This is a genomic window from Bacillus sp. 7_6_55CFAA_CT2 (genome assembly GCF_000238655.1).
Classification (GTDB): Bacteria; Bacillota; Bacilli; order Bacillales; family Bacillaceae_G; genus Bacillus_A; species Bacillus_A cereus.
Window position 1 is genome coordinate 152306 of sequence record NZ_JH414711.1, and the last position, 20877, is coordinate 173182.

Consider the following 20877-nt stretch of genomic DNA (forward strand, 5'->3'; position numbering starts at 1 on the left):
ACAGAATTATGTTCAAAGCAATATTATTTAACGTAAAACAAAATGTATATTTACACAGTTCTATGGAAATATACACAATTCGACAAAAAATGTCGAAAAAAATACTGATATAAATAATGATATCAGACCTTTATATGTGAGATAGTTTTCATGTATATCTAGTAAAAAAGAATGGTTATAAAGGTAAGTTTTACGATACATACTAACCAATGTAGTGTATCCCTTTGTGAAGGCTTATTTTTGCCTTAAAGTTATGTGGAAATAAAAATCTAGATAGGGTTGGTTTTGGTCAGAATGAAGACAATATGTACTTTGAAAATAGTCATTTATTTTGTCTAAAGAGAGTTGTGCGATTAGTGGACCGAAGTTGAAAGGTGATAGTTTCTTACATTGTTAGAGAAATATAAGGATTACAGAATATTCGACTAACACGTTACTACGGTCATTTTTGAGCCTGTTTAAACAATAGCAAAGAAGGTGTTTTACTCCTTAGTTACAATATCTTTTTAGTAAAGATAAGCTTAAGTAACCTCCGCTAAAGATTATATACTTAAATGATAAAGAGTTCAACACTAGTTCACATATTTTCCCAAAAATAAAAAACGGCTGTTTTATGTGGAATAAATCTACAAAACAGCCGTTTTTGGTATTAGATTTCTGTTAAGATTATTGGTTCACCGCGTGTTACGACAACGGTATGTTCACATTGTGCAACAAGACTTTTATCTGGTGTAACGAATGTCCAACCATCGTCACCACGTTCAATAATATGATCAGCTTTCATAGAGATGAACGGTTCTACAGCGATAACAAGACCGTCTTTTAGAAGCGCATTATCCATTGGGTCATAGTAACTTAAAATGTGATTTGGTGCTTCATGTAAGCTAAGACCAATGCCGTGACCAGTTAAGTTTTGGATAACATTGTATCCACTTTTATGTGCGAAGTTTGAAACAGCACGACCAATTTGATTTTGTTTTGAGCCAGCTCTAACCTTTTTCATTGCTGCCCAAAATGCATCAACCGCTGCTTGGCAAAGTTTTTCTTTTGCCTCGTCTTCTCCAAGAACAAATGAAATGCCTGTATCTGCATAATAGCCATCAAGTGCAGCAGATACATCGACGTTTACTAAGTCGCCTTCTTTTAATGCACGATCTCCTGGAATACCATGAGCAACTTCTTCATTTACACTAATGCAAGTTACACCTGGAAAATCATATTCTTTTTCAGGTGCAGAAATAGCACCATGCTCATCTAATACTTTTTTACCGATCAAATCAAGCTCTTTCGTTGTCATACCTGGCTTCGCTTGTTTTTTCATTTCTTCACGTGCAAGCGCAACGATGCGGCCGATTTTTCGTAAGCCTTCTAAATCTTGTTCATTACGAATAATCATGAAAACCACTGTCCTTCCTCGAATATATATCTTATCCGATTGTATCATGTTTATTTTCGTCCTGCTACTCGCTTGCGGTATGCGGGTTGATTCCTCTCATAAAGAATACATGACAATTGTCATATCGATGTTATGACGCACTATACTGTTTCCTAAGTTTTCCAAGTAATACAATGTAAATATAAGAAACAGCGGGGGTGGAGAGATGGAAAAGATTATTGAAGTAAATGGTGTTTCTAAAACATTTAAACATAAAAACGCAGTAAATAATGTTTCATTTCATGTAAATAAAGGGGAAATAGTAGCGTTGCTTGGTCCAAATGGTGCGGGGAAAACAACGACGATGTCGATGATGCTTGGATTAAAGGAACCAACGGAAGGTAAGGTCTCTATATTTGGAAAGAGTCCAAAGCATAAAGATGTTCGTAATAGCCTCGGTGCGATGCTGCAAGAAGTAAGTGTCATTGATAGTATTACGGTGGAAGAGGCAATTGAGTTATTCCGTAGTTATTATACGAATCCTATAGAGAAAGAAACGTTACTGCAGTTATCAAATTTAGAATCAGAGCGAAAGCAAAGATGTGAGAAATTATCAGGTGGGCAAAAAAGAAGGTTAAACTTTGCGCTTGCACTTGCGGGAAATCCGGATTTGTTATTTTTAGATGAGCCGACAGTCGGAATGGATATTACGTCTCGAAGAACGTTTTGGGAAACGATTCGAAAGTTAGCAAGTGAAGGGAAAACGATTATTTTAACGACGCATTATTTAGAAGAAGCAGATGCTTTAGCAAATCGTATCTTATTATTTGCGAACGGAAAGATTATCTCAGATGGTACACCAGACGAAATGAAAGCAACGATTTCGAGAAAAACAATCACATTTTACTCAAAGGAAAGCATTCCTACAAAATTACTAAAGGAATTACCAAATGTAATAGAAGTAAAGTCAAACGAAGGCCGCTTCATTTTAACAACGGAGGATACGGATGCAACTTTAAAAGCCATTTATCAAAGGAGTTTACCTGTAACAGATGTTTCAGTTGAACGTGGAAGTCTTGATGAGGCATTTGAACAATTCGTTGCAAATCAGAAGGAGGAAATCGCATGAGAGCGTTATGGATGCAGTGCAAAATAGAAATTTTACGCACATTCCGCAATAAATTATTTATCTTTTTCTCACTATTAATGCCTGTTATGTTTTACTACATTTTCACAAATGTTGTTCAAGTACCACAAAACGGAGATGCGTGGAAAGCACATTATTTAATTTCGATGGCAACTTTCAGTATTGTAGGGACTGCACTCTTTAGTTTTGGTGTGAGACTTTCTCAGGAAAGAGGGCAAGGATGGACACATCTTCTAAAAATTACACCACTTCCAGAGGGAGCATATTTAACAGCAAAAATTATCGCTCAAACAGTAGTAAATGCTTTTTCAATATTAGTTATTTTTATTGCAGGGATACTAATTAATCATGTTGAGTTAACGGTAGGGCAATGGATAGGTGCGGGGTTATGGTTATTGTTAGGGGTAACACCATTTTTAGCGTTAGGAACAGTAATAGGTTCCATTAAGAAGGCGGACGCAGCTGCTGGCTTAGCAAATATTTTAAATATGAGTTTAGCTATAGTTGGCGGGTTGTGGATGCCGATTGAAGTATTCCCAAAAATATTAAGAACGATTGGTGAATGGACACCGACATACCATTTCGGAAGTGGTGCGTGGGATATTGTAGCTGGAAAATCAATTGGATGGGAAAATATCGCGGTATTAGGAGGTTATTTCCTTATATTTGTTGTAGTATCAATATATATAAGAAAAAGACAGGAAGCGGTATAAATGATAGAGAAGAAGAGGATTGAGATTTTTCCGAAACATATGGGATTTTTTCCGTACATGTGGTTTGTTTATCTATTATTTCCAATTTATCACTTAGCACAAGCATCAGGATGGAAGCTTGTGCTAGGAGGCAGTATGTTGATACTTTTTATTATCACATACCGTCAGCTATATTTTGTTCAGAAGACGTTTATTTTATGGGCATGCATTCAAATGATACTCATCTTTTTATTTGCTTTATTTTATAATCCTTTTATGATATTTTTTGGCTTTTTCACAGCAAGTGCGATGGGATTTGCGCCAAATAAGAAAGTATTTCGAGTGCTGTTATGCTCGTTAGTTATAATGCTTGGAGCATTTTTATTTGCAAATATGAATCAACTAACAACTACAAGTTTAGTAAATATCGTTCCGATGTTTATCTTAATGCTTCTTACGCCATTTGGTATGCGTAATTTTAATCAGAAAAAGATGTTAAGAAATCAATTAGATGAGGCGAACGAGCAAATTAAAGATTTAGTAAAACGTGAAGAACGGCAGCGAATTGCAAGAGATCTTCATGACACATTAGGGCATACGTTATCTCTTATTACTTTAAAAAGCCAGCTTGTAGAGAAGTTAATTGTGAAAAATCCAGAGCGTGCAAGTGCGGAAGCGAAGGAAATTACACAAACTTCTCGTACCGCCTTAAAACAGCTGAGAGAATTAATTTCTGATATGCGTATGATTACGGTAGAAGAAGAGCTAGAGCAAATAAAAGCGATCTTACAAGCAGCTAATATTGAATTAGAAGTGAGGCAAGAAGCAAGATCGAGCTCGTTATCACCAATTGAACAAAATATTGTCGGGATGTGTTTACGTGAGGCCGTTACAAATGTTGTAAAACATAGTAAGGCAACGCGGTGCGCAGTTTCTGTATTAGAATCACAAGGTGAACTGATTTTGAAAGTAGAAGATAACGGAATCGGTTTAACAGATCAAAATCATGATGGAAATGGTATTCGCGGCATGAAAGAACGAATTGCTCTTATTGATGGATTTGTTGAACTAGGTACAATCAATCCAGGGACGTTATTAACGGTAAAAGTTCCAGTTGTTATTAGAACAGGAAAAGATGAGGTGAGGGCATGATTCGAATTATTATTGCAGAAGACCAGCGGATGCTTCGTGGTGCATTAGGGGCCCTGCTTGATCTAGAAGATGATATCGAAGTAATTGGGCAAGCTGCGAACGGGGAAGAGGCGTTAAAATTAATTGAATCGTTAAAGCCAGATGTAAGTATTATGGATATTGAAATGCCGATTCAAAGTGGATTGGATGTCGCTGAGACTTTAAAGAAAGAAAAATCATCATGCAAAGTAATGATTTTAACAACATTTGCACGGCCGGGATATTTTGAAAGAGCAATGAAAGCTGGTGTGCACGGCTATTTATTAAAGGATAGCCCAAGTGAAGATTTAGCGGCAGCAATTCGTAATGTAATGAAGGGGAAACGAGAGGTCTCCCAAGATTTAATGTTTGGCTTATGGCAGGAGCAAAATCCGTTGTCAGATCGCGAAAAGGAAGTACTGTTGCTTGCGAAAGAAGGAAAGACGGCAAACGAAATTGCGAAGGCACTTTATCTTTCGCCGGGTACAGTACGTAATTATATTTCTGAAGTATTAGCGAAGCTTGATGCGAAAAATAGAATTGAAGCAATTACAATTGCGGAAGAAAAGGGTTGGATATAAAAAAGAAGGTTACCTATGAGAGGTAACCTTCTTTTTATAATTATTGTACTTCTATTACTTGATTTACTTTTTGTAACGGTTTGTAACCGTGTGCTTCAAATGTTTTTGCAAATTCATTTGATACGGCAGTGCCATATAGATCTTTTGCAGCTTGTACGATGTGAGATTGAAGTGATTCAAAGTCTTCAGCGGAAGTTGCATAATTTTGCAATGCACGCATAACAACTTTACTTACTTTTTCATTTCCTTGTTTTTGAACAGCAACACCGTTATATGTTTTACCTTCAGCTAATTGATATAATACGTGACTGATAATACCAGAATTCACGTGTGATTCTTGATTATTACCATCGTTATAGAAATCTTGTAAATTTGTATATAGTTTATGACCGCCGTCACCAATTTCCCTTGGGATATCACGAATTGTTAGGTCACCTAATGTATCGCCCATAATCCAGTTTCCTTTATCTTTCTTTACGTAATATTCGATTTGTGTACCCCAGAAATCCGCTAATCCCTCGTTTAGTGCAGATGTTTCAGCGCTTGGATATCTCACGACTTTATTTTTCGTCGTGCCACTGAATACAGCATGTCCAAATTCATGAGCTGTTACATCAAGAGCGGATGTTAGTTTTCCGTCTAAACCATCACCAAATACCATTTGGTTCCAAGCGGGATGCCAAAATGCATTTACATAGTCTTCTTTTACACCATCACTAACTTCAGTAGAATCAAAACCGTGTACACTAGCAACAACTTTTGAATCTTTATTGTCGTAACTTTTTAGATTATGTTCTTTCTTAAAGTAATCGTAAATATCACTCATGTTCTTCATAGCGCCCGCGGCTTCTTTATCTGCAAAATTAGGATTGCTACTTGAAATTAGTGTCCCTGGATAACCAGCTCGACTATATCCTCCGAGAGAATCGGCGTAGTTTGCATTATAAATATAAATACCATTTCCGCGTGATAAATCTGCTAAATAAAACTTCCCATCAGTTCCTTTGGCAATATTGAAAGAGATGTTTTCTTGAAGTGCATTTTTCCCAGTTCCTTGCTCACTTGCAGGGGATAATCTAGGTGATGTTACTTGATTTATAGTCTTATTCTCTTTGTTTTTAATGAATTTTTCTTGGAAAAGTACTTCGCCAGTTTTTAAATCAACGATAGCATTGCCGTTTATAATTTGTTCATTGTTTTCATAAGTAAATGTAATAACAGTTGCGAATGTATAATAGCCATCTTTTTTCTTATAAACAACGGTTTCGCTAGAGAATTCTGTCTCAACTGCATCACTTGGAATTTGAACTATATCGCGTAATTTAGATTTTACTTCATTTTTCGACAAAAAATTTGTTATAGTAAGATTAGGTTGTTGATTTAAATTTTGAACAACTTTACCACTAACAGTTGTGATCACTCCATTTTTATCTACTTTTACAATGAGATCTTGGCCATATACTTTATAGTTTTTATATGTTTGTGCAAGGCGAACTTCGGTTTGATTTTCTTTGGTTTCTTTATTTGTAGGTTGGAAATCTACATTTTTTTCAGTAGTGACTTGTTCTTGTTGAGCTTTAGCCCCGTTTACCTCACCTTTTAAATACTTTTTCGCAATATTTTCTTTCGTATCATTTTGAGGTTCTGTTAATTTTCCAATTGTTAAACCAGGCTGAGCAATTTCAACTTTGACTTCATTTTTATCTAATTCTTGGGCATGAATAGCTTTTGTTGATAAAGGACAAAGGAGACCGAACGTAACGAAAGCACTAGCAAATTTTCTATAATTCATCTATAACACTCCTAATCTATTATTGTATGTGAGATGAATTGTATGAAAAATTTGCCGAATTATATATATATTATGCATTATTTCATATCAAAAATTGTCGAATTCACATTATTGTAGTGGTATGACAACTTAAAAAACTAGATTGTTATAATGGGATGGTGAGTAAGTATGCACGCAGAAAAATTAGGAAGTGAAATTAAGAAAATTAGGGTGATGAGAGGATTAACACAAAAACAGTTATCCGAGAACATATGTCATCAATCGGAAGTAAGTCGAATTGAATCGGGCGCGGTATACCCAAGTATGGATATATTGCAAGGTATTGCAGCAAAATTACAAGTTCCCATCATTCATTTTTATGAGGTACTCATTTATTCTGATATTGAGAGGAATAAGCAGTTAAAAGATCAAATTATTCTACTTTGTAAGCAAAAAAAATATAAAGAAATTTATAATAGAGTATGCAATGAATTGAAAAAGGAAGAATATCATCCCGAGCTTCAGCAATTTCTTCAATGGCAATATTATGTAGCTGCTTACGTATTGAAAAAAATCGATTACGAATATTGCATTTTAGAATTAAAGAAATTGCTCAATCAACAACTGGTAGGAATAGATGTATATCAGAACCTTTATATTGAAAACGCAATTGCAAACATTTATGCTGAAAACGGCTATTTGAAGCAGGGTATTGATTTGTTTGAAAATATATTAAAACAATTAGAGGCATTGCATGATAATAAAGAGTTTGATGTGAAGGTGAGACATAATCATGCAAAAGCATTATACATAGACAATCAATACGAAGAAGCGCTTTGTCACGCAAATAAAGCCATTGACCTATCGTGTCAAATTAACAGTATGACATTGATTGGACAGTTATACTTTCGAAAAGGTGAATGCTTAGCAAAACTTGGGTGTGATAGAGCAGAAATTGAAGATGCTTACGAAAAAGCATGCTTCTTTTTTGATATATTAGGAAACCATGAATTAAAAGAATCACTTATAAAAAAAATGAAGAAATAAAAAAGACATAAAGAACAAATATGCATAATTGCATAAAGTCTGGATAATTTTTCATGATATATTTAAAGAAAAAATGCGGGTGATGGAATATGAAAAAACTACTTATTGGTAGTTTACTAACGTTAGCGATGGCATGGGGTATTTCATTAGGAGATACAGCATTAGAGAAAAACCAAATAATTTCTCATAATAATCAAGAGATACAATTAGCTAATGAAGTACCTTTTGAGTTCTAAAAAACAACCGTCTTACTTAGACGGTTGTTTTTTTATGGAGTAACATCCAAACGTCTTTACTAGAAACAGGTTTGCTAATAAAGAATCCTTGAATGTGATCACAATTTTGTTTATGTAAAAATTTCCATTCTTCTTCTGTTTCTACACCTTCTGCAATCACTTCTAAATTTAGTTCTTTTGATAGTGTAATAATGGAAGAGACAATTGCTTCTTCTAAAGGGCTAGTTGTAATTCCACAAATAAACTCTCGAGCGATTTTTAATGTGTTGATTGGATATTTTGTTAAATAAGCTAAAGAACTATAACCAGTTCCAAAGTCGTCGATTGAAATTTGAATACCGAGATTTTGAAGTTGTTCTAGTTTTGCAACTACAGATTGATTTTGATTAATTGCGATGCTTTCCGTAATTTCAATATCTAGTGCTTCTGGTTTCAGTTCTGTTTCTTCCAACACCTTTGAAATAGTTGGGATTAAATCTGCATGGTTAAATTGAACAACAGATAAATTTACACCAACTTTTAAGTGAGAAAAACCTTGATTATGCCATCTTTTTGCCTCTAAGCAGGCAGTACGTAAAATCCAATTGCCAAGTTCAATAATAAAACCAGTTTCCTCTGCTAGAGGGATAAATTGGGCAGGAGATACGATACCGAGTTTTGGATGCTTCCAACGTATTAATGCTTCAAAACCGATAATTTGTTTTGTTTTTGTGCTTACTTGTGGCTGGTATTCAAGGAAAAATTCATTTTGTTGTAATGCTTTTGAAAGTTCACCTTCTAAGAATTGAATTTCATTTTGAGCGATACTCATTTCTTTTGAGAAGAAAACAAATCTGTTTTTTCCATTTGCTTTCGCACGGTACATAGCCATATCAGCATTTTTCATTAACTCATTTACATTAGTTCCATAATCAGGGTACATCGCAATTCCGATACTTGGTGTAATAGAGAGTTCTTCGCCTTGAATGAAGAATGGTTTGTTTAAAATAGTTAAAATCTGTTCAGCTATAAAAATTGCACTTTTTTCTGAGTACATTTCTGGTAATAGAATTGTAAACTCATCTCCACCTTGGCGAGCGACGATATCTTTTGAACGCAAGCAACCGCGTAATCTTTTTGCTACTTCAATTAATAATAAATCTCCGACGTCATGACCAAGTCTATCGTTAATTTTTTTAAATCGATCTAAATCAAGGAATATGACGGCAACATCATTTGCGTTAGTTTGGGCTGTATTTAAAATGGCTTTTAAATCTTTTTCGAACTTTCGGCGATTTGGTAATCCAGTAAGTGCATCGTGAAAGGCTAAATGCTCTACTTGTTTTTGTTTTTCATATAAAGTTGTAATATCACGCGCTATCCCAAACATTCCGACCACTTCTTTGTTTATAAAAGTAGGGATAAGTGTAATATGAAGATAATAATAATAGCCTTCTTGTTCTTTTGTACGAACTTCTAACGTTTGTGGCCTACCTTCCTTTGTTATTTGTAAAGCCTTCTTCAGTAGTTCGTGGTCTTTTGAATCAATGAAGTGTAGCAGAGAATAGCTTGCCACTTCGCAATAATAGGCAGTAAATAAGCTTTCGCATGCCTTATTAGATTGTTGAAAAATGCCATTCATATTTAAAGAGAAAACGGCATCGGGATGATCTTCGAATAAAGACTTATAGCGTTGTTCACTTTTTGATAATGCAAATGCACCTTCTTCAACTTCGTCCTCTAGTTGTGTAGTCAACTGTTCATATGTAAGGATTAGTGCTTGATTATCTTTCCACATGTAAAGTTGCCGCAAGAATAACAAAATAAGTGATAATACGAGACCAATTAACATAAATTTATCATCCCAAGGTTGAATGATAATAAAGGAAAAAGTAATAATTATACTAAAATAAGGTAGTATAAAACGTACATAATCGAATCGATAATATTTTGCTTTCGTTTCATGTTGCATTGGTTTATCCAAGATATATAGTATGGAAGAAAGTCCAATTAATAAAATAGAAGCAGTGTGTATTAAATAATTAAATTCAGGAGAAGTTTTCATCCCAAAATTTAATTGAAACAGATGAATGTAACCGTATACGAGTATAATAGTGAAACCGATAATTAATGCGATTCTACTCGAAGAATATTGTTCTCTTCTATATAGACTAATAACGGCGTAAATTACTAATGATTGTGCAATGAAATAGCCAATTAAAATCCAAGTTTCCTTTGTTAACATACGGAAGTTTGAAAGGTCCAAGATAAAAGTTAAAGTGAAATAAATGTTCATAATAACAATAAAGATGCTATCGAATGAAAATTGAGCAAGACCCTTAATAGAGTAAATTTTTATAAACTTTATAGCAAATCCAACAAAGAGTAAAACATATTGTATGATAAAAAAAGGTAATGCTTTATATGAGAATATAACTTGCTTATGAATAGAAAGTGAAGGAAGAAATAAAGTTATCTCCATAGCTAACCCGCATAGACAAGTACATAATAATAAAATCCAAAATAATTTATCACCATGCGTCATTTTTCTAATCGCTTTACATAAGCAATAGCAAGAAAAAAGTGCAGCGAAACAGAATAAGAAAAGAATCCCGATTTCTTTTATATACGACTCATTTGGTATAAGGAATATCCAAAGAGCAAATATAAATATGTATATTATGACAGATTGTATATACTTTTTTTGATTAATCATATTGTGACTCCGTTTCAATAAAGTTGAATCTCGGGGAGAAAATGCTAATTTAAATAATAGCATATAAAATAGAATATTTTTTACTATAAAAATTACTTTTTTGAAAAAATGGTGCAAAGTTACAATTTACCACTGTAACTTTGCACCACCTATTCTTTTCATTCCTCTTATAGCAGAAAGTTCATCTATTAATTGGAATAGTGCTAAGTCTTTTTGTTTACTTTCAATCATAATATCGAAATTATGATTGTTTTTTTTCGCAATGTGTAAGAAAGGCTTAATAAACTCTAAATCGATATATTCAGCATGGGCCCTAAATTCTTTTTCCGATCTCGGGGAGGAAATGTGAACTTTAGGAGAGATATTTGTATGTGACCAAGTTTCAAAAATTGCAGGAAGCAACTCTTCTAGTGGTTCTTCGCAAGGATTGGCCATATGATGATGATAATCAAATACAAATGGGATATTTTCTTTTTGGCAAATTGATAAAGTTTCAGCGGTTGTATAGGTTTTATCATCGTTTTCAAGAGTCATTTGTTTTTTTATATGTGTAGGAAGTTTTTTTATGTTTTCATGGAAGCGCTCAATTGCCTTTTCTTTATTTCCATAGGCTCCACCTACATGAATATTAATGTAAGAAGAATCTGCAATGCCTATAGCATCCAATATTTTATAATGATAAGTCATATCCGTAATAGCGTTAGTAGTAATATGTGGTTTGTCGCTTGTAAATAGCGTAAATTGATTCGGATGAAAACTTATTCGTAAATTGTGTTCTTTAATTAAAGCCCCTATTTTATGCCAAAGTGGTGTGAATACCCCAATATAGTCAAACTCGACTTCGGGATGTGTTGCAAGTGGGACGATGGAAGACGATAGGCGATATAGTGGGATTTCATGTGCTATATTGTAATGAAGGATACGTATTGTGTGCTCTAAATTTTGCCTTATAATATGGTACAGTTTGTCTTCTCGTTCTTGCTTGCTAAGTTTCTTAAAGCTTGTAAACGTCATTGTTTTGGCAGGAGAACAGTCCCAGAGTGCCATTGCATGTGAGACATATCCAAACCGTATAATCATATGAGATACACCTCTTTTATTCATTGTCTTTCCTATAAAAAGAAAGCAAACATTGTTCCAATCCATTCCTTTCCTCTATCGATAAGAGAAGGCGGGTTTACATCGCTATAGGAAAGTACGGATGCATTCTCTAGATCTTCATGGAATTTATTTTTTACTGTTTGAATGAAATGTTTATTATATAACAGGCAGTTTATTTCATGATTAATATATAAACTTCTCATATCAAAGTTTGCCGTTCCGATATCACAAATATCATCGTCCACTATAATAATTTTGGCGTGAAAAAAACCTTGTTGAAATGCATAAATATTGCAACCAGCCTGTATTAATTTTCGGCAGTACGGGAATTTTGCTTCCCGAACGAGAGGGTGATCAGCTTTTTCTGGAACAAGAATTGTGATTTGAACCCCTCTTTCTCTTGCTTTTAATAAGGCATTCATAATTTTTTTTCCAGGAATGAAATATGGTGTACCGATACAGATTTCTTTTTTTGCCGCGTTAATTAAATGTAAAAAAGTATGCTGTAAATAAGCACCATCAGTCGGAATAAATTGATGCAGGATGGTACCTGGTTGTTGTTTTGGAAAATAAAGAGAAGCATCCAATAAATTCTGTTTCGTATCATCAAACCAATCATGTAAAAATTGCTTTTGTAAATCTTGAACCCCTTCTCCTGTAAGACGTAAATGATAGTCTCGCCATAATCCTAAGTGTTCATTATGCCCTAGATACTCTTCGCCAATATTAAATCCCCCGATATAGCCGGTTTTCCCATCAATCACTGTAATTTTTCTATGATTTCTTTGATTGGCAGAAAAGAAAGGAAGAGGAAATTTTACCTTATGACAAAATGAAAAAGATACACCATGTTTTTGCAGGGAGCGAATAGCTTCGTTTGATAAAGAATGGCTGCCAAATCGATCAAGTAAAAGTCGTACTTCAATTCCTTCCTGAGCCTTATCAATCAACAATTTTAAAAATTCACGACTGATTTTATCGTTTTTTACAATGAAGAATAAAATATGAATGTGGTGCTGTGCTTGTTTTATGTCAGTAAATAAAGCGTCATATAAATCTTTCCCGTATGTATAAAGGCGAAAATCACTTTGACGTAAAGGGAAAGTGCGAGAGCTTACTCGTTTTAAATGAAGAAGTCGCCCGTATGAAAGGTCAATTGTAATCCAAAGAGCAACGGATATTAACAAAAGAGATAAGTAGAGCATCAGTGAATTCCCTCCTTCGCATTCTTTTCACCTTCAGTGTGTTACAAATGATATGGGTAGCACGGCTGTTATTATAAATTTCTTTAGAGGATAGATGTTGTACTGGTTAAAGTTTCACTTTACCCCGCTTTAACGGGCAGTAAGCTTCCTATTTCAAAAATTGATGAATAAGCAGAAGCTAGTTAGGAAATCAACTGCCCGTAAAAGCCCGATTGGTTCAACTAATAATCAGCGGGGGAAGAACCGCCCCTACTGATTAAAGTTTCACTTTATAGTTTCACCGAAATAAACAGCTTTATGAAAAAATGTGTTGTTCTATAACAAAAAACTGTTGACTGAATGCTCACTCATTATATAATGGGGATAGGGGATATAATTCAGAAAATTATATATTTTTGAAGATTCAAAAAGAAAGAGGGCTTACAAAGAGAGGGGTAGCATAAAAATGAATAGCTTACTGATTATTAATTGGCTGGCTGCCATTGCTGTTATTGCTTATGCAGGATATTTGTTTGTATATCTTATACGGACGAGAATGGCCTACATACAATTAGGAAAAAAAATTGAGTTTGACCGTCGTTTTAAAGAGCGTTGGGATCTCCTTAAGGTCAATGTTTTCGGTCAGAAAAAGCTGCTGAAAGATAAGAAAAGCGGCATCATTCACGTTATGTTCTTTTACGGATTTATTCTTGTCCAATTTGGAGCAATTGACTTCGTTTGGAAAGGACTCGCACCAGGATCACATCTTCCACTTGGACCACTATACCCTGCATTTACATTCTTCCAGGAAATTGTCACACTTGTTATTTTAATTGCAGTATTTTGGGCTTTTCATAGACGTTATGTAGAAAAGCTTGTTCGTTTAAAACGTAACTTCAAATCAGGTCTTGTTCTTATTTTTATCGGTGGTTTAATGATTTCTGTGCTACTTGGTAACGGTATGGGACTTATATGGCATGGCGAGGAGCTTTCATGGAGTGAACCAATTGCTTCTGCAATCGCTTACGTTTTTAGCGGGATAAATGAAACCGTAGCCATTTCAGTGTTCTATTTTTCTTGGTGGGTGCATTTACTAATTTTGTTAACCTTTTTAGTGTATGTTCCACAATCAAAACATGCGCATTTAATTGCAGGACCAGCTAATGTATTCTTCGGTCGTCTTTCAAACCCAGGGAAGCTTGAAAAGATTGATTTTGAAGATGAAACGCAAGAAACGTTTGGTGTTGGTAAAATTGAAGACTTTAGACAAAATCAACTTATTGACTTATACGCTTGTGTAGAGTGTGGCCGTTGTACAAATATGTGTCCGGCAACAGGAACAGGAAAAATGTTATCACCGATGGACTTAATTTTAAAACTTCGCGATCATTTAACTGATAAAGGAGCTGCGGTAACATCAAAAGCACCGTGGGTTCCAGTAGTTGCCTTCAATAATACACAAGGAAATCAGTTAGCGATGATGGCAGCTGGAAAAGGGCAACAAGAATCAGCGTCTACAACGCTCGCTTACGATCCGAGTTTAATCGGAGATGTTATTACAGAAGAAGAGATTTGGGCATGTACAACGTGTCGTAACTGTGAAGATCAATGCCCAGTTATGAATGAGCATGTTGACAAAATTATTGACTTACGTCGATATCTCGTTTTGACTGAAGGGAAAATGGACGCGGAAGCACAACGCGCGATGACAAATATCGAGCGTCAAGGAAATCCGTGGGGGCTGAACCGTAAAGAGCGTGAAACATGGCGCCAAGGTGATGACGAAGTAATAGTTCCAACTGTAAAAGAAAAATCAAAAGCTGGGGAGGAATTCGAGTATTTATTCTGGGTTGGTTCAATGGGATCATACGACAATCGTAGTCAGAAGATTGCGATATCGTTTGCGAAGTTAATGAACGAAGCAGGCATTTCATTCGCAATTCTCGGTAATAAAGAAAAGAATTCTGGAGATACACCACGCCGCCTTGGAAATGAATTTGTATTCCAAGAGATGGCGACAAAGAATATCGAAGAATTTGAAAAGGCAGGAGTGAAGAAAATCGTTACGATTGATCCTCATGCTTATAACACATTTAAAAATGAGTATCCGGACTTTGGCTTGCAAGCAGAAGTCTATCATCATACAGAATTGTTAGCTCAGTGGGTGAAAGAAGGGCGCTTAAAGCCTGTTCACGCTATTGAAGAAACAGTTACGTACCATGATTCCTGTTATTTAGGAAGATACAACGAAGTGTATGAAGCGCCACGTGACATTTTGAAAGCGATTCCTGGGGTGAATCTTGTAGAAATGGCACGTAACCGTGAAACGGGAATGTGCTGTGGTGCAGGTGGTGGCTTAATGTGGATGGAAGAAACAACAGGTTCACGTATTAACGTTGCTCGTACAGAACAAGCATTAGCTGTACAGCCATCCATTATCGGTACAGGTTGTCCATATTGCTTAACGATGATCAGTGATGGAACGAAAGCGAAAGAGGTAGAAGAGAAAGTTCAAACTCTTGATGTGACAGAGATTTTAGAACGATCTGTTATCGGACAGAAAAAAGAAGCGATGTAATTTGTAAGAATGTATACAACTTTAGAAAGAGGTGCAATGATTGCACCTCTTCTCAACGTAGGGATACCGAGCGAGCGCTCAGTGTTAAAAAATGAAATGGGGGAAAGAAACATGAGTAAAACAGTTATTTTAAGTGCTGCAAGAACACCAGTTGGAAAATTTGGAGGATCTTTAAAAGATGTAAAAGCGACGGAACTTGGAGGAATTGCAATTAAAGCAGCGCTTGAAAGAGCAAATGTTGCGGCTAGTGATGTTGAAGAAGTTATATTTGGAACGGTTATTCAAGGTGGACAGGGGCAAATTCCATCGCGCCAAGCTGCGAGGGCTGCTGGAATCCCTTGGGAAGTGCAGACGGAAACAGTGAATAAAGTTTGTGCATCAGGACTTCGTGCGGTTACGTTAGCGGATCAGATTATTCGTACTGGCGATCAATCACTGATTGTAGCCGGCGGTATGGAGTCGATGAGTAACAGTCCTTACATTTTACGCGGAGCAAGATGGGGATACAGAATGGGTAACAACGAAGTTGTTGATTTAAACATTGCTGACGGTTTAACATGCGCATTTTCAGGTACACACATGGGTGTTTACGGTGGAGAAGTTGCGAAGGAAGATGGAATTTCTCGCGAAGCGCAAGATGAATGGGCATATCGTAGCCATCAGCGTGCGGTTTCAGCGCATAAAGAAGGGCGTTTTGAAGAGGAAATCGTGCCAGTAACGATTCCGCAAAGAAAAGGCGATCCTATTGTCGTTGCAAAGGATGAGGCGCCACGTGAAGATACAACGATTGAAAAGTTAGCAAAGTTAAAACCTGTATTTGATAAGACAGCGACGGTGACAGCTGGTAATGCGCCGGGACTAAATGATGGTGGTGCCGCACTTGTATTAATGAGCGAAGACAGAGCGAAGCAAGAAGGAAGAAAGCCATTAGCGACAATTTTGGCACATACAGCAATTGCAGTGGAATCTAAAGATTTCCCAAGAACGCCAGGTTATGCAATTAACGCATTGCTTGAAAAAACAGGCAAGAAAATTGAAGACATCGATTTATTCGAGATTAATGAAGCATTTGCAGCGGTAGCAATTGCAAGTACAGAAATCGCAGGAATTGATCCGGAAAAATTGAATGTAAATGGCGGCGCGGTAGCGATGGGACATCCAATTGGAGCAAGCGGAGCGCGCATTATCGTTACACTAATCCATGCACTTAAGCAGCGCGGCGGCGGAATTGGAATTGCTTCGATTTGTAGCGGTGGCGGTCAAGGGGACGCAGTGATGATTGAAGTTCACTAATTAAAGTTCGAGGGTATAAAATTTATTAACAATTAAGGGGGAAGAAAAAATGGGTGTACAAAACATTGTTGTAATTGGTGCAGGGCAAATGGGATCAGGAATTGCACAAGTATGTGCAATGGCAGGATATGACGTGAAGGTACAAGATTTAAAGCAAGAGCAATTAGATAGAGGAATGGCTATCATTACGAAAAACTTAGCGCGCCAAGTAGAAAAAGGACGCATGAAGGAAGAAGAGAAGGAAGCGACATTAAATCGTCTTACAGTAACGCTTGATTTAGATTGTGTGAAAGAAGCGGATCTTATTATTGAAGCAGCTGTTGAGAAAATGGATATTAAAAAGAAAATCTTTGCGAATCTAGATGAAATTGCTCCAGAACACGCAATTTTAGCGACGAATACGTCATCTCTGCCAATTACAGAAATTGCAGCGGTAACGAAGCGTCCGGAAAAAGTAATCGGTATGCACTTTATGAATCCAGTCCCAGTTATGAAGCTTGTTGAGATTATTCGTGGTTTGGCTACCGATGATGCGGTATATGAAGCAATTGAAGATATTACGAAAAAAATTGGGAAAGTACCAGTTGAAGTGAATGATTTCCCAGGTTTTGTATCAAACCGCATTTTACTACCGATGATTAACGAAGCAATTTATACGTTATATGAAGGTGTAGCGACGAAAGAAGCAATTGATGAAGTCATGAAGCTTGGTATGAACCATCCGATGGGGCCTTTGACACTCGCTGATTTTATCGGTTTAGATACGTGTTTATACATTATGGAAGTGTTGCATGAAGGATTAGGAGATAGTAAATATCGCCCATGTCCATTATTACGTAAGTATGTGAATGCAGGATGGTTAGGGCGTAAAACAGGTCGTGGATTCTACGTTTACGAATAAATGCCCCCTTTGTTACAACATAGTGGTCTTACCAAATTATTTAAAGGATATATAGCAAATGGAGGCGGAATATATGAACTTTCGTTTTAATGAAGAGCAGCAAATGATGAGGAAAATGGTTCGGGATTTTGCACAGAAGGAAATAGCTCCCTTTGTTCCTAGTATGGAACAAGGGGTGTTCCCGAAAGAGATTTTGCAAAAGATGGGTGAGCTTGGATTAATGGGTATTCCAGCGCCTGCAAAATACGGTGGGGCAGAAATGGACTTTATTTCTTACATTCTAGCAATTGAGGAAATCTCAAAGGTAAGTGCAACAGTTGGTGTAATTTTAGCTGTACATACGTCAGTTGGAATGAATCCGATTTTATATTTTGGAACAGAAGAACAGAAGAAAAAATATGTTTCTAAACTTGCAACCGGGGAATATTTAGGTGCATTTGCTTTAACAGAGCCAAATGCAGGATCAGATGCAGGGAGTTTGAAATCAAGAGCTGTGAAAAAAGGTGATCATTATATTATTAATGGATCGAAAGTGTTTATTACAAATGGTGGTGAAGCGAGTACATACATTGTATTCGCTTCTACAAATCCAGAGGCAGGAAAAAGTGGTATTTCTGCATTTATAGTAGAGAAAGATACACCGGGTTTAATCATTGGAAAAGATGAACATAAGATGGGACTTCTCGGTTCTCGTACAGTACAACTTACTTTTGAAGATATGAAAGTGCCAGCTGAGAATTTACTTGGGGAAGAAGGACAAGGATTCAAAGTGGCGATGGCGAATTTAGATGTTGGGCGAATTGGAATCGGTGCGCAGGCTTTAGGAATTGCTGAAGCGGCGCTTGGCTGTGCAATTGATTATGCAAAAGAAAGAGAGCAATTCGGGAAGCCAATTGCGGCGCAGCAAGGGATTGGCTTCAAGCTTGCAGATATGGCAACAAGTGTCGAGGCAGCAAGGTTACTCGTATATAGAGCGGCATCTCTTAGGGCACAAGGATTACCATGCGGTAAAGAAGCATCTATTGCGAAATTATTTGCTTCTAAGACAGCGGTTGAAGTCGCGATTGAGGCGGTGCAAGTATTTGGTGGTTACGGTTATACGAAAGACTATCCAGTAGAACGATTTTTCCGTGATGCGAAAATCACGCAAATATATGAAGGAACAAGTGAAATACAGAAACTTGTTATTAGCCGTGCTTTATAAAAGGGCGAGGGGGAGACGGAGATGCATTTTAAACTATCAGAAGAACATGAAATGATAAGAAAAATGGTTCGAGATTTTGCTAAAAATGAAGTGGCACCAACAGCAGCTGAGCGTGATGAAGAAGAGCGATTTGATCGAGAGTTATTTGATCAAATGGCAGAGCTTGGTTTAACTGGTATTCCATGGCCTGAAGAGTACGGCGGAATTGGAAGCGATTACTTAGCATACGTAATCGCTATTGAAGAATTATCTCGCGTTTGTGCTTCAACAGGTGTAACACTGTCCGCGCATACTTCACTTGCGGGATGGCCAATTTTTAAATTTGGGACGGAAGAGCAAAAGCAAAAGTTTTTACGACCGATGGCTGAAGGGAAGAAAATTGGTGCATACGGCTTAACGGAACCAGGATCTGGATCGGATGCTGGTGGAATGAAGACGATTGCTAAAAGAGATGGAGACCATTATGTATTAAATGGATCAAAAATATTTATCACTAATGGTGGTATTGCTGATATTTATGTTGTTTTTGCACTAACTGATCCTGAATCGAAGCAGCGCGGTACGAGTGCATTTATTGTAGAAAGTGATACACCGGGATTTTCAGTTGGGAAGAAGGAGAGCAAGCTAGGGATTCGCTCTTCACCAACGACTGAAATTATGTTTGAAGATTGCCGTATTCCTGTAGAGAATCTACTTGGAGGAGAGGGGCAAGGGTTTAAAGTTGCGATGCAAACATTAGATGGAGGTCGTAACGGTATTGCGGCGCAAGCTGTTGGTATTGCACAAGGGGCTTTAGATGCTTCTGTAGAATATGCAAGGGAGCGCCATCAGTTTGGAAAACCAATTGCGGCGCAGCAAGGGATTGGCTTTAAACTTGCGGATATGGCAACAGATGTAGAAGCAGCACGCCTTTTAACATATCAAGCGGCTTGGCTTGAATCAGAAGGGCTTCCGTATGGAAAAGAATCAGCGATGTCAAAAGTATTTGCAGGCGATGCAGCTATGAAGGTGACGACTGAAGCGGTGCAAGTATTTGGTGGTTACGGTTATACGAAAGATTATCCAGTAGAGCGTTATATGCGAGATGCAAAGATTACACAAATATATGAAGGAACACAAGAGATTCAGAGGCTTGTAATTTCTCGTATGTTAACGAAGTAGGAACGAAAGCGTAGGTATTTTCCTACGCTTTTTCCTTCCAAAAAATAATAGAGAGAGGTGAAGGGAATGGTTAAACATAATGTACATGCATCGGTGAAAGATGAAAAATTAGTCGCGTTAAGACGTGAACAAATGATTAAAGGTGCGGTGCAACTGTTTAAACAAAAAGGATTTCCGCGTACAACAACGAGAGAAATTGCAAAAGCGGCTGGATTTAGTATTGGAACGCTTTATGAATACATTCGTACAAAAGACGATGTTTTGTATTTAGTTTGTGATAGTATTTATGAACATGTAAAAGAAAGATTAGAGGAAGTAGTTTGTACAGAAAAAGGAAGTGTAGAAAGTTTAAAGATAGCGATAACGAATTATTTTAAAGTGATGGACGAATTGCAGGAAGAAGTATTAATAATGTATCAAGAGGTACGCTTTTTACCGAAAGAATCACTCCCATATGTATTAGAAAAGGAGTTTCAAATGGTAGGAATGTTCGAGAATATTTTAGAACAGTGTACGGAAAATGGAACATTTACATTAAATAAAAAAGAAATACAGCTTCTTGCGCATAATATTTTTATACAAGGACAGATGTGGGGATTTAGACGCTGGGCGCTGCAAAAACTGTATACGCTCGAAGAATATACAGAAATGCAAATTAGGTATGTATTGCAAGGGGCCCATATGCTTCCGAAATAAGGAACAGACAAATTATAATTTTACTACCCTATAAAAGTTTCCCGT

Annotated in this window: 17 protein-coding genes; 12 read left to right on the top strand and 5 right to left on the bottom strand. The window is 36.5% G+C overall.

Annotated elements, in window-relative coordinates:
• Nucleotides 1-649: 649 nt before the first annotated feature.
• Nucleotides 650-1444, bottom strand: a complete 795-nt coding sequence (gene map / locus HMPREF1014_RS21365) for a type I methionyl aminopeptidase (RefSeq protein WP_142238203.1) — start codon at nucleotides 1442-1444, stop codon at nucleotides 650-652.
• A gap of 157 nt (nucleotides 1445-1601) precedes the next feature.
• Between map and HMPREF1014_RS21370 the strand changes: the two genes are divergently transcribed.
• The 4 genes from HMPREF1014_RS21370 to HMPREF1014_RS21385 are packed head-to-tail and all read left to right on the top strand — an operon-like array spanning nucleotide 1602 to nucleotide 4965.
• Nucleotides 1602-2504 (top strand): ABC transporter ATP-binding protein, encoded by a 903-nt coding sequence (locus tag HMPREF1014_RS21370; protein ID WP_000411131.1) that lies wholly within the window; start codon nucleotides 1602-1604, stop codon nucleotides 2502-2504.
• Nucleotides 2501-3235 (top strand): ABC transporter permease, encoded by a 735-nt coding sequence (locus tag HMPREF1014_RS21375; protein ID WP_001202431.1) that lies wholly within the window; start codon nucleotides 2501-2503, stop codon nucleotides 3233-3235. The genes HMPREF1014_RS21370 and HMPREF1014_RS21375 overlap by 4 nt, the downstream gene beginning before the upstream one ends.
• Nucleotides 3236-4366 (top strand): sensor histidine kinase, encoded by a 1131-nt coding sequence (locus HMPREF1014_RS21380; protein ID WP_000570609.1) that lies wholly within the window; start codon nucleotides 3236-3238, stop codon nucleotides 4364-4366. It begins immediately after the preceding gene.
• Nucleotides 4363-4965, top strand: coding sequence for a response regulator transcription factor (locus HMPREF1014_RS21385; protein ID WP_000619259.1), 603 nt, complete (start codon nucleotides 4363-4365; stop codon nucleotides 4963-4965). The genes HMPREF1014_RS21380 and HMPREF1014_RS21385 overlap by 4 nt, the downstream gene beginning before the upstream one ends.
• A gap of 40 nt (nucleotides 4966-5005) precedes the next feature.
• Here HMPREF1014_RS21385 and HMPREF1014_RS21390 read toward each other — a convergent pair whose 3' ends face one another.
• On the bottom strand, nucleotides 5006-6757 hold the full coding sequence (locus HMPREF1014_RS21390; protein ID WP_001109498.1) for a M4 family metallopeptidase: 1752 nt from the start codon (nucleotides 6755-6757) through the stop codon (nucleotides 5006-5008).
• A 168-nt stretch (nucleotides 6758-6925) separates the two neighbouring features.
• Between HMPREF1014_RS21390 and HMPREF1014_RS21395 the strand changes: the two genes are divergently transcribed.
• Together HMPREF1014_RS21395 and HMPREF1014_RS21400 are read left to right on the top strand one after the other, a co-directional pair.
• Nucleotides 6926-7783, top strand: coding sequence for a helix-turn-helix domain-containing protein (locus HMPREF1014_RS21395; protein WP_000542924.1), 858 nt, complete (start codon nucleotides 6926-6928; stop codon nucleotides 7781-7783).
• Between the two features lie 89 nt (nucleotides 7784-7872).
• A complete protein-coding gene (locus HMPREF1014_RS21400; RefSeq protein ID WP_000734726.1) occupies nucleotides 7873-8019 on the top strand; it encodes a quorum-sensing peptide PapR in 147 nt (48 codons plus the stop codon).
• Nucleotides 8020-8035: 16 nt separating this feature from the next.
• Here the strand turns inward: HMPREF1014_RS21400 and HMPREF1014_RS21405 are convergent, their stop codons facing one another.
• From HMPREF1014_RS21405 to cls, 3 genes are all read right to left on the bottom strand, one after another.
• Nucleotides 8036-10714 (bottom strand): DUF4084 domain-containing protein, encoded by a 2679-nt coding sequence (locus HMPREF1014_RS21405; RefSeq protein WP_000609933.1) that lies wholly within the window; start codon nucleotides 10712-10714, stop codon nucleotides 8036-8038.
• Between the two features lie 126 nt (nucleotides 10715-10840).
• Nucleotides 10841-11794, bottom strand: a complete 954-nt coding sequence (gene uvsE, locus HMPREF1014_RS21410) for a UV DNA damage repair endonuclease UvsE (protein ID WP_009327426.1) — start codon at nucleotides 11792-11794, stop codon at nucleotides 10841-10843.
• A gap of 32 nt (nucleotides 11795-11826) precedes the next feature.
• Nucleotides 11827-13020, bottom strand: a complete 1194-nt coding sequence (cls, locus tag HMPREF1014_RS21415; RefSeq protein WP_000966427.1) for a cardiolipin synthase — start codon at nucleotides 13018-13020, stop codon at nucleotides 11827-11829.
• Nucleotides 13021-13465: 445 nt separating this feature from the next.
• Between cls and HMPREF1014_RS21420 the strand changes: the two genes are divergently transcribed.
• The 6 genes from HMPREF1014_RS21420 to HMPREF1014_RS21445 all read left to right on the top strand — a co-directional run bounded on the left by HMPREF1014_RS21420 (nucleotide 13466) and on the right by HMPREF1014_RS21445 (nucleotide 20832).
• Nucleotides 13466-15577, top strand: a complete 2112-nt coding sequence (locus HMPREF1014_RS21420) for a (Fe-S)-binding protein (protein ID WP_001086775.1) — start codon at nucleotides 13466-13468, stop codon at nucleotides 15575-15577.
• A gap of 9 nt (nucleotides 15578-15586) precedes the next feature.
• Nucleotides 15587-16870 (top strand): acetyl-CoA C-acetyltransferase, encoded by a 1284-nt coding sequence (locus tag HMPREF1014_RS21425; RefSeq protein WP_009327427.1) that lies wholly within the window; start codon nucleotides 15587-15589, stop codon nucleotides 16868-16870.
• Between the two features lie 49 nt (nucleotides 16871-16919).
• Nucleotides 16920-17771 (top strand): 3-hydroxybutyryl-CoA dehydrogenase, encoded by an 852-nt coding sequence (locus tag HMPREF1014_RS21430; protein WP_000538880.1) that lies wholly within the window; start codon nucleotides 16920-16922, stop codon nucleotides 17769-17771.
• A gap of 73 nt (nucleotides 17772-17844) precedes the next feature.
• Complete coding sequence (locus tag HMPREF1014_RS21435) at nucleotides 17845-18975, top strand: acyl-CoA dehydrogenase (RefSeq protein WP_001011179.1); 1131 nt, start codon at nucleotides 17845-17847, stop codon at nucleotides 18973-18975.
• A gap of 21 nt (nucleotides 18976-18996) precedes the next feature.
• Complete coding sequence (acdA, locus tag HMPREF1014_RS21440; protein WP_000545549.1) at nucleotides 18997-20136, top strand: acyl-CoA dehydrogenase AcdA; 1140 nt, start codon at nucleotides 18997-18999, stop codon at nucleotides 20134-20136.
• 66 nt (nucleotides 20137-20202) lie between these two features.
• A complete protein-coding gene (locus HMPREF1014_RS21445; protein ID WP_000238605.1) occupies nucleotides 20203-20832 on the top strand; it encodes a TetR/AcrR family transcriptional regulator in 630 nt (209 codons plus the stop codon).
• The last annotated feature ends 45 nt before the right edge of the window (nucleotides 20833-20877 follow it).

What these genes read in the sequence shown, in the direction of transcription:
- HMPREF1014_RS21425 (WP_009327427.1), top strand. Translation starts at nt 15,587, where the DNA reads ATGTATACAACTTTAGAAAGAGGTGCAATGATTGCACCTCTTCTCAAC.
- HMPREF1014_RS21400 (WP_000734726.1), top strand. Translation starts at nt 7,873, where the DNA reads ATGAAAAAACTACTTATTGGTAGTTTACTAACGTTAGCGATGGCATGG.
- HMPREF1014_RS21390 (WP_001109498.1), bottom strand. Translation starts at nt 6,757, where the DNA reads ATGAATTATAGAAAATTTGCTAGTGCTTTCGTTACGTTCGGTCTCCTT.
- map (WP_142238203.1), bottom strand. Translation starts at nt 1,444, where the DNA reads ATGATACAATCGGATAAGATATATATTCGAGGAAGGACAGTGGTTTTC.
- uvsE (WP_009327426.1), bottom strand. Translation starts at nt 11,794, where the DNA reads ATGATTATACGGTTTGGATATGTCTCACATGCAATGGCACTCTGGGAC.
- acdA (WP_000545549.1), top strand. Translation starts at nt 18,997, where the DNA reads ATGCATTTTAAACTATCAGAAGAACATGAAATGATAAGAAAAATGGTT.
- HMPREF1014_RS21375 (WP_001202431.1), top strand. Translation starts at nt 2,501, where the DNA reads ATGAGAGCGTTATGGATGCAGTGCAAAATAGAAATTTTACGCACATTC.
- HMPREF1014_RS21445 (WP_000238605.1), top strand. Translation starts at nt 20,203, where the DNA reads ATGGTTAAACATAATGTACATGCATCGGTGAAAGATGAAAAATTAGTC.
- HMPREF1014_RS21380 (WP_000570609.1), top strand. Translation starts at nt 3,236, where the DNA reads ATGATAGAGAAGAAGAGGATTGAGATTTTTCCGAAACATATGGGATTT.
- HMPREF1014_RS21420 (WP_001086775.1), top strand. Translation starts at nt 13,466, where the DNA reads ATGAATAGCTTACTGATTATTAATTGGCTGGCTGCCATTGCTGTTATT.
- HMPREF1014_RS21370 (WP_000411131.1), top strand. Translation starts at nt 1,602, where the DNA reads ATGGAAAAGATTATTGAAGTAAATGGTGTTTCTAAAACATTTAAACAT.
- HMPREF1014_RS21385 (WP_000619259.1), top strand. Translation starts at nt 4,363, where the DNA reads ATGATTCGAATTATTATTGCAGAAGACCAGCGGATGCTTCGTGGTGCA.
- HMPREF1014_RS21435 (WP_001011179.1), top strand. Translation starts at nt 17,845, where the DNA reads ATGAACTTTCGTTTTAATGAAGAGCAGCAAATGATGAGGAAAATGGTT.
- HMPREF1014_RS21430 (WP_000538880.1), top strand. Translation starts at nt 16,920, where the DNA reads ATGGGTGTACAAAACATTGTTGTAATTGGTGCAGGGCAAATGGGATCA.
- HMPREF1014_RS21395 (WP_000542924.1), top strand. Translation starts at nt 6,926, where the DNA reads ATGCACGCAGAAAAATTAGGAAGTGAAATTAAGAAAATTAGGGTGATG.
- cls (WP_000966427.1), bottom strand. Translation starts at nt 13,020, where the DNA reads ATGCTCTACTTATCTCTTTTGTTAATATCCGTTGCTCTTTGGATTACA.
- HMPREF1014_RS21405 (WP_000609933.1), bottom strand. Translation starts at nt 10,714, where the DNA reads ATGATTAATCAAAAAAAGTATATACAATCTGTCATAATATACATATTT.